General features: G+C 59.9%; 12 protein-coding genes. 5 read left to right on the top strand and 7 right to left on the bottom strand.

All coding sequences use genetic code 11. From position 1 onward, the window contains the following. Positions 1-133: 133 nt before the first annotated feature. The 3 genes from PMI32_RS28030 to PMI32_RS28040 form a co-directional block, all read right to left on the bottom strand. Positions 134-1,066, bottom strand: a complete 933-nt coding sequence (locus tag PMI32_RS28030) for a GlxA family transcriptional regulator (RefSeq protein WP_008024129.1) — start codon at positions 1,064-1,066, stop codon at positions 134-136. Positions 1,067-1,242: 176 nt separating this feature from the next. After that, entirely contained in the window at positions 1,243-2,178 is a 936-nt protein-coding gene (locus tag PMI32_RS28035; RefSeq protein ID WP_008024127.1) for a Ppx/GppA phosphatase family protein, read from the bottom strand. Positions 2,179-2,285: 107 nt separating this feature from the next. Continuing rightward, positions 2,286-2,906, bottom strand: coding sequence for a cell wall hydrolase (locus tag PMI32_RS28040; protein ID WP_008024125.1), 621 nt, complete (start codon positions 2,904-2,906; stop codon positions 2,286-2,288). A 199-nt stretch (positions 2,907-3,105) separates the two neighbouring features. On the opposite strand from PMI32_RS28040, the gene PMI32_RS28045 reads away from it, so the two are divergent. Continuing rightward, positions 3,106-3,957 (top strand): CAP domain-containing protein, encoded by an 852-nt coding sequence (locus tag PMI32_RS28045; protein ID WP_008024123.1) that lies wholly within the window; start codon positions 3,106-3,108, stop codon positions 3,955-3,957. Positions 3,958-4,206: 249 nt separating this feature from the next. Then, entirely contained in the window at positions 4,207-5,106 is a 900-nt protein-coding gene (locus tag PMI32_RS28050; protein WP_008024122.1) for a bestrophin family protein, read from the top strand. A gap of 18 nt (positions 5,107-5,124) precedes the next feature. On the opposite strand, the gene PMI32_RS28055 is transcribed toward PMI32_RS28050, so the two are convergent. The 3 genes from PMI32_RS28055 to PMI32_RS28065 form a co-directional block, all read right to left on the bottom strand. After that, positions 5,125-5,913: a DeoR/GlpR family DNA-binding transcription regulator gene (locus tag PMI32_RS28055; RefSeq protein ID WP_008024119.1), complete on the bottom strand. Its 789-nt coding sequence runs from the start codon at positions 5,911-5,913 to the stop codon at positions 5,125-5,127. Between the two features lie 122 nt (positions 5,914-6,035). Next, positions 6,036-6,704, bottom strand: a complete 669-nt coding sequence (locus tag PMI32_RS28060) for a hypothetical protein (protein ID WP_008024117.1) — start codon at positions 6,702-6,704, stop codon at positions 6,036-6,038. A 136-nt stretch (positions 6,705-6,840) separates the two neighbouring features. Next, entirely contained in the window at positions 6,841-7,767 is a 927-nt protein-coding gene (locus tag PMI32_RS28065; RefSeq protein ID WP_008024114.1) for a LysR family transcriptional regulator, read from the bottom strand. A 132-nt stretch (positions 7,768-7,899) separates the two neighbouring features. On the opposite strand from PMI32_RS28065, the gene PMI32_RS28070 reads away from it, so the two are divergent. The 3 genes from PMI32_RS28070 (at position 7,900) to PMI32_RS28080 (ending at position 9,558) form a co-directional block, all read left to right on the top strand. Then, positions 7,900-8,304 (top strand): RidA family protein, encoded by a 405-nt coding sequence (locus tag PMI32_RS28070; protein ID WP_008024112.1) that lies wholly within the window; start codon positions 7,900-7,902, stop codon positions 8,302-8,304. Between the two features lie 90 nt (positions 8,305-8,394). Next, a complete protein-coding gene (locus PMI32_RS28075; protein WP_008024111.1) occupies positions 8,395-8,889 on the top strand; it encodes a PaaI family thioesterase in 495 nt (164 codons plus the stop codon). Between the two features lie 48 nt (positions 8,890-8,937). Beyond that, positions 8,938-9,558: a LysE family translocator gene (locus tag PMI32_RS28080; RefSeq protein ID WP_008024109.1), complete on the top strand. Its 621-nt coding sequence runs from the start codon at positions 8,938-8,940 to the stop codon at positions 9,556-9,558. 251 nt (positions 9,559-9,809) lie between these two features. On the opposite strand, the gene PMI32_RS28085 is transcribed toward PMI32_RS28080, so the two are convergent. Continuing rightward, on the bottom strand, positions 9,810-12,099 hold a 2,290-nt coding region (locus PMI32_RS28085), incomplete at its 5' end, for a TonB-dependent siderophore receptor (RefSeq protein ID WP_008024108.1).

The raw sequence follows: 12,099 nt of genomic DNA, 5'->3' as shown, positions 1-12,099 counted from the left end.
GGCTCCTACAGATTACGCGGAGGTTCGGGATCATTCGTTCACACAAAACCTGTGGGAGCTGGCTTGCCAGCGATGGCGATTTCAATGACGCCATCGCCGGAACGCCGCTCGCAGCAAGCCGACTCCTACAACGTCAACCTCGATTCGCACGCTGGATGACTTGCGGTGGTTGACCAAAGGCGCGAATAAACGCCCGGCGCATCCGCTCGCGATCACCAAAACCGGTCTCTGTCGCCACCACATCGATGGCGTGCCGGCCGGTTTCCATCATCAGGCGCGCGGCCTCCACCCGCAGGTTTTCAATGGCCTTGGCGGGTGATTGACCGGTTTCGGCATGGAAGACGCGACTGAACTGTCGCGGGCTGAGGTTGGCGGCGCTGGCCAGTTCCTCGACCGACAACTCGGACTTCAAATGCTGCTTGGCATAGGTCAACGCAGCTTGAATGCGGTCAGTCTTGGGCTCAAGTTCAAGCATCACCGAAAACTGCGACTGCCCGCCCGCGCGTCGGTGGTACACCACCAATTGCCGGGCCACCCGCCGCGCCACTTCTGCACCGAGGTCACTTTCCACCAGGGCCAATGCAAGATCGACACAGGCACTCATGCCCGCAGCGGTCCAGACGTTGCCGTCGTTGATGAAGATCCGGTCCTCCTCCACCTTCACCTTCGGGTAAGCCCGTTGCAACGCAGGCGCATGGCACCAGTGCGTGGTTGCTCGCCGGCCATCGAGCAGACCGGCCTCGGCCAGCGCGATGGCACCGGTGCAGATCGAGCCGACCCGGCGGCAGGTCTGACTGGCGCTGCGCAGAAACGCCACCATGCCCGAAGAAACCGGACGGATCAGGTTGTCGCCCATCACGAGCAGCGTGTCGAACGAGCGCTGATCGAACGCGGTGGTTTCCACGCCGAAACCGGCGGAGGTCTGCACCGTCCCGCCGTGTTCCGACAACAAGGTGAGGCTGTACACCGGTTCATCGACGGCGCCGTTGGCCATTTCGAACGCCGCACACATGGCCAGGCCCAGCACCTGGAATTCGGGGTAAACGATGAGGCCGATCTCGTGCATGACGCCTATTCCTGATGACCGCAAAGGAGGCTTGATAGCTTTTCAGGCCATCTAACTTGCACTGTACGCCCTGATCAGGTCTACACCTAACGGAAAGCCGTTAGCCGGCAACACGAGGCTCAGCCGTGGTCGATGCGTTGAACTATGCGAAGTTATGAAGGGATCGTGGCTGGCACTCAGTGCCGGGACATCAACCCATGCAGCACTCCGAACCGCAAACCGGGCTCGGACGGTGTCATGTGCGAGACGCCGAAGACTTTGAACGCTGCCAGCATCAGCACCAGCCCACCGGGCAGGATGCTCAGGCGGTGACTTTGCAGGCCCGCGAGCCTGAGTTGATTGACGTGCCCCACTTCCAGCAGGCGCAGCGACAGGCGCAACAGGCCGCTGTAGGTAATGCCGCTCTGGCCTTCGTCGTTCAAACCGTTGGCCTTGAGCACTTTGGCGAGCATCCGTGCGGTGCCTGATGAGCCGATCACCTGCTGCCAGCCCAGCGAGCGATAACGGCGCGCCACGCGTTCGAATTGCAGGGTGGCGACACGCTCGGCTTCCAGCAGCGCCGGGGCGGTGATGCGCCCACCTTGAAAATAACGCGCACCAAAGGTGCCGCTGCCGATGGCAATGCTCTCGGTCAACAGCGGCTGCGCGCCCTGCCCGAGGATCAATTCCGTGGAGCCGCCACCGACGTCGATCACCAGCCGTTTGCGTTCCGTACCGGGAACCGTGTGGGCCACACCGGCGTAAACCAGCCGCGCTTCTTCATGCCCGGAGATCACGTCGATGCGAAAACCCAGATGCCGCTCAGCGCTGGCCAGGAACAATTGGGCATTGTCGGCTTCACGCACGGCGCTGGTCGCCACCGCCCGCACACGACCGGGCTCAAAGCCGCGTAACTTTTTGCCGAATCGCGCGAGTGCCTGCCATCCACGATCCAGTGCCATTTCGTCCAGCGCACCGCCCTGAAAACCCTCCGCCAGACGCACCGGCTCGCGCAGGGTTTTCACTTCCTGGATCACCAGTTGCTGATTCCGCTTGACCGACTGGCCGATCATCATGCGAAACGCATTGGAACCCAGGTCGATGGCCGCAAACAGGGAGGCATCTCCTTTCATTGAGGTATTCCTTGCAAATTCATCTGTCAGCAGACCCAGGCCCGCTGAACGTTCAAGACGGTTTGCAAGAATTTTTACATGGGTTCGATGACATCCAGATGACATCGCTAATGGGCCTCTCCACCCTTGGGCTTATAGAAGAGAAACATGCTGGTTTCGGTGGTCTTGATGTATTTGCCGGCCCAATCGGGGTTCACGTTGCGGTCGTGGAAATACATCGCCCCGTTGGTGCGGTCGTTGAGCTGTTTGTTGAGTGCCTTGCGCGCGATTTCCTTGGCGATCGTGTATTGGGTTTCTTCCTGGACCTGGTCGGAACGCCCGTCACACCACCAGGAAAACTGGCAATTCTTGGTTTCAGAACCTTGTTTGACCACCGCGCACACCGTGTCCGGAAAGCCCTCATGGCCCAGGCGATTCATCACCACGCTGGCCACGGCTTCCATGTCGGCGGAGGATTTGCCCTTGGCTTCCCAATAAATGGAGCGCGCCAGGCAGGTGATTGCATCGTCCAGCGGCGACGCGCCTGCCGGGTCGACCGCCTGCACTTCGGAGGTGGTAATCGCTTCGGACTTGGGCACCGGCACATCGGCCCCCTTCTCCGCCGCTTTCTGTTCCAACACTTCGGCCTTGTTTTCGGCCGCTTCCTTTTTTTGTTCCTGTTCAGTCGCCGATGCCTGGCCGCCGAGTAGCGTGATTGCAAAGCAGGTTGCTATCCAAATCAAGCGCATGATCGACCCTTCTGAGTAGACTGGATTCAAGCATCAAACTGTCGACGCTGAGCGCCCTGGCCGGCGACATCGCTTGATTGTAGTTGCCCGTTTTCATTTCGACAGATGGCCGACAACCTGTATTTCGGAGCGAAAAGGCATTGCGCTCACAGGGGTGAAATCGCGCATCATGGGCGCAGTCCGAACAAGGGAGATTTCCATGCGTGTCCTGCCACCCGTTTTGCGTCTTGCCACGTTGTCGCTGGGGCTGTTGTTCGCCATGAATGCGCTGGCGGCCGACGAGAAACAACTGATCGACTCGATCAACGATTACCGCAGCCAGAACCAGCGGTGCGCAGGCCAGGTCTCGTCGGAACTGCCGCCGCTGGCGGGTGATCCACGGCTGGCGTTGTCCGCCACCAGCATCGGCAATCTGCAACAGGCCATGGTCGCCGCGAATTATCCGATGAAGAACGTGCAGGCGATCAGCCTGTCCGGGCCGCGCGATGCGGCGGCGGCGATGAAAGCGATCCAGGAGAGCTTTTGCCAGATCGTGCTCGATCCGCAATTCGTCGACATCGGCGTGAGCCGCCAGGACCGTGAATGGCGCATCGTGGTGGCCCGTCCATTGTTGAGCGCGCGCCTGGGCGACTGGCAGGCGGAAGGCCAGAAGCTGCTGGCCGAACTCAACGTCGCCCGCAGCCGTCCACGTCAGTGCGGCACGCAATCCTTTGCCGCTGCCACGCCGTTGACCTGGAACGCCACACTGGCGACAGCCGCCGAGACGCATGCGCGGTCCATGGCCAACAACAATTACTTCGATCACAAGGACCGCGACGGTCGCACGCCGGGTGACCGGGCAGAACTGGCGGGTTACAGCGGCCAACAGATCGGCGAGAACATCGCCGCCGGGCAAGACAGCGTGCGCAAGGTCGTCGATGGCTGGGTCGCCAGCCCCGGTCACTGCGCGAACCTGATGAACCCGCAATATCACGAGCTGGGCGCGGCGTATGCGGTGGACCCGAAGAGCGATTCGGGGATTTACTGGACAGTGATGTTCGGTTCGCCGTAAACCGCATCTCCTGTAGGAGCGAGCCTGCTCGCGATGGACTTCAGGGCGCCGCGTTCATTCAGGACAACGCGTTATCGTTAACGTCCATCGCGAGCAGGCTCGCTCCTACAGATACAGATCCGCGTTTGGCGTTGTCATAGACTCTGTCAATCAACTGGTCATCTAAAGTGATTGGACGCCCCGGCCCGTTGCTTCTAGCCTGCGCGCACTGATTTCGTGAACAGCGCCCTCCGACACAGGCAAAGCACCATGATCATCCGCCCCAAACCCAATCTGATCAACATCCTCACTTCGCTCAAGGGCTCGATTGCCAGGAAAATTGCGCTGCGTTGCCTGATGGTGACGCTGCTGGCGTCCATCATCGTGCTCGTGGAAAGCCTGCACCCCAACTACTTCGCCAAAGTGAACGCGACGCCGTTCACCTTGCTCGGCCTGTCGCTCTCGATTTTCATGAGCTTTCGCAACAACGCCTGTTATGACCGCTGGTACGAAGCCCGTAAAGCCTGGGGCGAAATGATCGTCGCGATCCGTTCGATGATCCGCGAAACCCAAGTGATCAAGGACGCGCACGTGCGGCAGAACATCCTGCGCAACCTTTGCGGGTTCGCCCACGCGTTGAACGCAAAATTGCACGGCAAGCGCGAACTGGACGCTGCTGGTGAGTGGCTTGAGCCGAGGCCGGACGACAACGCGCCGGACATCAGCGGGCGAATTCTCAACCATGTCGGTGAGCAATGTTCAGCACTCGGCGAGTCCGAAGCCATCAGTGAGTTTCGCTACACGATCATGGCCAACCACCTGACGAGCCTGAGCCGGTCGCAAGCGGCCTGCGAACGGATCAAGCACACGCCACTGCCCTTCGCCTACACCCTGCTGCTGCACCGCACGACCTACCTTTTCTGCCTCTTGCTGCCCTTCGCCATGGCAGAGTCGCTGGGCTGGCTGACACCGGTTTTCACCGCCATTGTCAGCTACACGTTCTTCGGCCTGGATGCGATTGGCGATGAACTGGAGGACCCGTTCGGGCGTGACGAAAACGATCTGCCGACCCATGCGATGGTGCGCAACATCGAGCGCGAAATCCTCGCGGCACTGGGTGAAACACAACTTCCCCCGGCCCTTGAACCCGTCGATTTCGTGTTGAGCTGAAACGCCAGAGGGACAGGTTCAGGCCAGCGCCTGAACCACCTCGATCCCCAGTTTCCGATAATCCCCGACATCGCCCGACGCCACATGGCGCTCGGTGATCAGCGTATGGATACGGTTGCACGGCGCGACCACAAACGGCTCGACCGCGCCCAGTTTGTCCGCCGTGGTGACGGCGATCACCTGCGAAGCACTGTCGAGCAGCGCCTGTTTCACCGGCACCTCATCGAAGTGCAACGAGCTGATGCCAACTTGCGGATGAATCGCGCAAACCCCGGTGAACAGCACATCCGCCTTGATGCCCTGCAACAAGCGCACGGTCTCGTGTCCGCTGACCGACATCGTCGCGAGGTTGAGTTGCCCGCCTGCCAGAATCACCTTGATGCCTTTGTATTCGGCCAGGGTGATGGCGGTCATTGGCGAGGTCGTGATGGCGGTGATGGAAATGTCCGAAGGCAACGAACGTGCGATTTGCAGCGTGGTGGTGCCGGAATCGAACATCACGATCTGGCCATTCTCCACGCGACTGGCGGCGAGCTGCGCGAGGTGGGTTTTCACCTCATCGGTTTCGCTGACCCGCGTGAAGTAATCCTTGCCCGTGTCCTTGGGCCGAGGCAGCGCGCCGCCGTGCACGCGTTGCACCAGGCCTGCCGTGGCCAACTCCGACAGGTCCCGGCGGATGGTGTCTTCCGAGACGGCGAAATGCTGACTCAACTCGGAGGCCATGACCTTGCCGTCACGTTCGAGGATCAGCAGGATTTTCTGCCGGCGCAGATGAGGGAGTTCGGCGGCCGAGTGATGGTCATGCATGTTTATGCCTGAATTTGCGGGTTTGTGCGAGATTAGCCAAACCTTTGTGCAAACACAATCGATGCAGGGTTCAGAGGGCCCCATCGCCGGCAAGCCGGCTCCTACAGGATTGCGGTGAAGCGTCAGTTGATCGCGATTTGAGCCACATGGCCTGAGGTCACCAGCGCCTTCAGCGAGGTGTCGAACTGTTTCAGTGCATTCACTTGCAATGCGGTTTGCTGGTCGATCTGCGCGGCGATCTCCGGTGCGGCTTTGCCATGCACCCAGACCGAAGGCATTTGTTGTGCGCGCGAGCCTTCGGCCTTGCCGATGTATTGCAGGTTCGAGTCGTAGAATTTGGCCATGAACCGCGCTTCAACCTGGTTATTGCGCTTGGACACCAGGCGGCTGTAAGTGTCGAGCATCACCACCACGTCCGGGTGCGCCTGCACCAGCGCATCGAGGTTGTCGTAGACCGTCACCGAGGCAAACTCTTTCTGCAACGACCCCATCAGCCAGTTGATCGCCCGTTTCGGATCAGAGCTGTCGACGAAGGCGCTGCTGATGCGTGAATCCAGTTCCGGGTTCTTCGCGCCGTTCAGCGCGACCGAGTGGTACTGCTCAAGGTATTCGAGGGTGCTGACGGTGTTTTCGCTGTAGAGCACGCCCACCGATTGCGCGTGTTGCAACGTCGCGGCGCTGTCGGCGACCGGCGGGAAGTGGCAGGACTGTTCGGCGGCGTATGCCGGCACGGTGGCGGCAATGCTGCCGGTCAGGACAACGACAAGGGCCAGCAGGGTAGAGATTCTCATCGCGCAGGTTCCTTCGGTGGCGAATTCGGTATGTGGCTATCCTCCTCCCTTGGCGAAAAAACAGAACTTGCGATTCTTGATGATGGTTATTGATCAAACGAATGGTTGCGGCAAAAGGGATCGTTACCCCCTAGCCTCATGCCCCCGGCCGATCAGCAACCGGCGCATGCTGCGCCATCAACTCGACCACCCAATCAATAAACACGCGCAGCTTCAGGCTGATGTGCCGGTTCGGCGGGAAGGCCACATACAAGGGCATCGTCTCGAGACTCCAGTCCTCGAACAGCGGTACCAATTCACCGCGAGCCTCGTAGTCCCGGGACATGTATTTGGGCAGCCAAAGCACACCGAGCCCGGCGAGGCCCGCCGCAAGAAATGCGTTGCCATCATCGACGGCCAGCACATAACGTCCTTTGACCTGCACACGCTCACGTTCGTTGTACATCGCGTAGGGCACCGGTTTGCCGGTGCGCGCCCACAAAAAGCCGACGACTCGATGATCCGAATCCTCCAGCTCTTGCGGATGCAAAGGCACGCCGACGCGAGCCAGATAGCTCGGTGCTGCAAACACCCCAAGCGGCAGGTCAGCGACACGCCGGGCCATCAGCGACTGGTCCATCAGCTCGCCGCCGCGCACCACGCAATCGACGTTTTCATCGATGATGTCGACGATGCGATCGCTGACGCCCATGTCGATCTGGATGTCCGGGTATCGCGCATAAAACGCAGGCAATGCTGGCACCAGAATCATCCTCGCCAGCGGGCTCGGCACATCCACGCGCAGCCGGCCTCTGGGCAACGTCGACGCACCGGACAGGCTGGTTTCGGCATCGTCCATGTCGGCCAGCAGCCGCAACACCCGCTCGTAATAGACGGCGCCATCAGCCGTGACGTTGACCTTGCGCGTGGTGCGGTTGAGCAACTTGACGCGCAACCGTGCCTCCAGTTGCTGCACCAGTTGGGTCACGGTGGTCTTGCTCATGTGCAGGGTTTCGGCCGCCTTGGTGAAACTGCCCGCCTCCACCACGCGCGCGAATGCCTGCATTGCATCAAAACGGTCCATTGCAGCCCCAGGTATCGATAGGATTGTTTGGATATCACAAACAGTGCTGGCCAAGGTTGCTCGTTTATCGCCCCGATGCAAGTCCTTACAGTCCCTTCATCGTTCACACAGAGCCCTTGATGGAGGCCTTACATGACGCAGCGCGATGTTGTTTTCCCAGCCAAACGCCAGGCGCTATATGAGCGCAATCGCTACTCGCCGGCTATTCGCTCCAACGGCTTTTTGTTCGTCTCGGGGCAAGTCGGCAGCGCTGAGGATGGATCGCCCGAACCGGATCTGGAGAAACAGGTGCGGCTCGCCTTCACCAATTTGAACGCGATCCTCGTGGCGGCCGGTTGCACCTTCGACGATGTGATTGATGTCACCGTATTCATCGTCGACCCCGAATCGACCTTCGAAACCATCTGGAAGATCGTGCCGGAGTTCTGGGGTAACGCACCGCACCCGACGTTGACCGGAGTCGGCGTAACGTGGCTGTATGGCTTTCAATTCGAGATCAAGGTGATTGCCAGGCTTCCAGACACCGCCGAGGAATGAACTGACGCCTGCACAGGGAATGAACGCGGCTATCCGTTCGGCGTTAGAATCGGAAAATGTTCAGCCCACACTTTTGAGGATGACCCAGGCATGTCCACACCCGACATTTCCCTGCAAGACACCGCGGCGCCGGAAGGCGTTTGTTATGGCTGTGCCAGCCGCAACCCACATGGGCTGCACGTCAAGAGCTACTGGCATGAAGACGGCGTGCATGTCATCGCCGAGCACGTGCCCGACGCCAGGTATTGCGGCTGGCCGGATCTGGTCTACGGCGGTTTGATCGCGATGCTGGTGGATTGCCATTCCAACTGGACCGCGATGGCCTATCACTACCGGGCGGAAAACCGCGACCCCGCCAGCCTTCCGCGCATCAATTGCGTCACGGGCAACCTCGGCATCAAGTTCATCAAGCCGACGCCGATGGGTGTCCCGCTGACCCTGCGGGCGAAAGTCGAAGGTGATGTCGGGCGCAAGACACGGGTCATCTGCGAGATCTACGCCGGGGACGTGCTCACGGCGGTGGGCGACTCCACTTTTGTTCGCGTGGACACCGCTCAATTGGCCGACGTCGCGCACAACCGATAGGTCGCCGCGTGATAACGTGCGCGCATCCTCTTTTGGAAGCGCACGCCCATGTCCATCGCCGACAATCTACTCGCCTTTACCTTCGCGGCCACGTTGCTGACACTGACGCCCGGCCTCGATACCGCATTGATCCTGCGAACCGCAACGGTGGAAGGCCGACAACAGGCCTTCCGCGCGGCATTGGGCATCAATGCTGGCTGCTTTCTGTGGGGCGCTGCGGTCGCTTTTGGCCTGGGCGCGTTGATTGCGGTCTCGGAACTGGCCTTCAACGTCCTGAAATACTGCGGCGCCGCTTACCTGGCGTGGCTGGGCCTGAACATGCTGCTGCGCCCGCGCCGCTCGCTGTCGCCCCTCGAAACGGACGCAAAACCAACGGCCAACTGGTTTCTGAAAGGCATGATGGGGAATGTGCTCAATCCAAAAATCGGCATTTTTTACGTCTCTTTTCTCCCTCAGTTCATTCCCCAGGGCCATTCGCTGATTGCCTGGACTTTTGGCCTGGTCAGCATTCACGTGGTGCTCGGCTTGATCTGGTCATTGACGTTGATTCGCGCTACACAGCCACTCGCCCTGGTGCTGCGGCGTGAAAAAGTCATCAAGTGGATGGACCGCACGACGGGCATGATCTTTGTTCTGTTTGCGGCGCGGTTGGCGTTCAGCAAGCGGTGAACAGCGCTCCCCTGTAGGAGCCGGCTTGCCGGCGATGACGTCCGAACGGGCAACGTAAAGCTCAAGACCGCATCGCCAGCAAGCCGGCTCCTACAGGTTTTGCGCTTACCAGACGATGTCGAATTGGCAGTTGCGGGCCGTTATTGTTTTTGTGTTTCCCGGGACTGTGTGAAGAACCCAAAAAAATGCCCGCTTCTTGCGAAGCGGGCATTTCGTTCACGGGTTATGCGTCGTTTTCTGCGCGGCCTGCGTTAAAAACTCGCTTTGACCGACACCATAAAGTTGCGTGGATCACCGTAGTAGTTGCCGAAGGTCTCGGTACCGATGGTGGTGTAGTAGCGCTTGTCGAACAGGTTGTTGCCGTTGAGCGCAACCGACCAGGTGTCGTCGATGCGGTAACCGATGCGGCCGTTCCAGACCGCATAACCTGACTGGCTGATTTTTTCGCCACTGGAGGGTGAAACCCGGAAGTTATCGCTTTGCGCGTTGACGCCGGCACCGATCGTGAATCGCTCAAGCGGCCCGCTCAGGGCGTAATCGCCCCACATGCGCAGCACATGCCGAGGCACATAACTGTTGAACGCTGCGCCGTTCAGGCTGGTGTCGATGTCGTCGAGGGTTTTGGTCTGGGTATAGGTGTAACCCGCCAGCACTTGCAGGCGCTCAATGACTTCACCGCTGACCTCGGCCTCGAATCCCTGGGCGCGAACCTTGCCGGCATTGACGTAGCAGTAACCATCGGATGAAGGACAGGATGAGTTGTAGTCCGTCTGCGCCTGATCTTTCTGGATCGTACGGAACAGGTTGAAGGAACTGTTCAGGCGACCGTCGAACCAGGCGCCCTTGATCCCCAGCTCATAGCTCTGGCCCACGAGCGGCTTGAGCGCCGAACCGTCTTCCGAGCGGAAATTGCCTTGCGGGGTAAAGATATCCGAGTAGCTGGCATAGGCCGTCAAGTTCTCGTTCAGGTCCAGCAGCACACCGGCAAACGGCGTCACCTGCCCGGTCTCGGTAGCGCTGGAATGTTCCGAGGTGCCTGTGTTGATGAAGTCGGAGTCGGTTTCGGAGTAGTACCAGCTCACCCGACTGCCGACGACGAATGTCAGCGGATCAGCCAGTTTCAACCGCAGTGTCGAGTAAATGCCCTTCTGTTTGGTCACCGAATTGACCGGCCCGCCGCGAGACGAGTTGTCGATAAAGTAACTGTCATCCGGCTCCGGAATATGTTTGTCGGGGTTGAACACATTCTGGCGTTGCTTCAGAAACGCCACCGAGTAGAAGTCGTCCTTTTTTGAACGGCTGGCGTTGGCGCCCACGATCAATTCATGTTGCTGGCCGAACGCGTTGAACTTGCCATCCACGTACGCATCAAGGCCGTAATCGACTTGATCGTAATCGTACATGCTGCCCAGCATGCCGGTGGTATTGGTGCCAGGCGTCACGGCGCCGGAAGCGAATGCGTACTTGATGTCCTGGGTGTTTTTTGTATAAACACTGGCGACCTTCAAGCTCCAGTCATCATTGAACCGGTGATTCAAATCACTGAAAACGGTGGTGCGCTGGCTGCGCCACGTGTTCCACGAAGGATCGAGGCAGGTCGAGCGGCTGAGCTTCAAATCGCTGCGGTCCCGGTAACGCGGCAGGCCACCCCAGCAAGGGTTGGCGTCCACATCTTCATAGGCAACGCCCAGGCCGAGTGTCGTGTCGGGGCTCAAATCAGCGTCGAGCGCGCCGTAATACACCTGATCCTTGCGACTGGCGTCATCTACCGAGTAATGCCGACTTTGCTCGGCGACAACGGCCCGCCCCCGCAGGGTCCCGGATTCGTTCAGCGGGCCACCGGTGTCGACCTGTCCGCGATAGTTGTCCCAGCTGCCACCGGAGAGCGTGATGTCGGTGTGCGGGGCCGTCTGGCCGCGTTTGCGCACGAAGTTCACCCCGCCGGCGGTACCACCTGAACCTTTCATCATCCCGGCTGCGCCGCGAAGGATTTCGACACGGTCGTAGTAGGCCATGTCACCGCTGAAACTGTCGGCCTGAACATAGAGGCTGCCCATGTCCAGAGGGACGCCGTCGTACTGATACTGGCCCGACATGCGAAACCCGCGCGAGTAGAAATACTTGCCGCCCATGGTCGAGTCGTAAACGGTGATGCCTGGGGTCTTTTCCATGACCTGGTCGATGGTGTTCAGGTTCTGGTCATCGAGCATCTTGCGCGTCATCACCGTGACCGACTGCGGCGTTTCCCTGAGTGAGTGCTCACCCTTGCCGATAGTCACCGCACCCGTAGTGTACGAGCCGCTGTTTTCGGTGGTCGCGCCGAGCATTTGCCCATTGATGTTGGTCGCGCCCAGTTCAAGGGCCGAGCCGGCAGCCGGAGCTGGTCGCAGGACATAAGTACCGTTGGCCTGGGGTTCGGCTTGCAGACCACTTCCGCCCAGAATCCGCGCAAACCCTTCGCTAATCCCGAACGCACCGTTGAGGCCCGGGGATTTCAACCCTTCGAGTTGTCGCGCATCAAAGGATATGGCGGCACCCGCC

The sequence above is a fragment of the Pseudomonas sp. GM60 genome (genome assembly GCF_000282415.1).
Classification (GTDB): Bacteria; Pseudomonadota; Gammaproteobacteria; order Pseudomonadales; family Pseudomonadaceae; genus Aquipseudomonas; species Aquipseudomonas migulae.
Note: the sequence above shows the minus strand (reverse complement) of the source record. Positions and strands in the feature narration are given on the sequence as shown.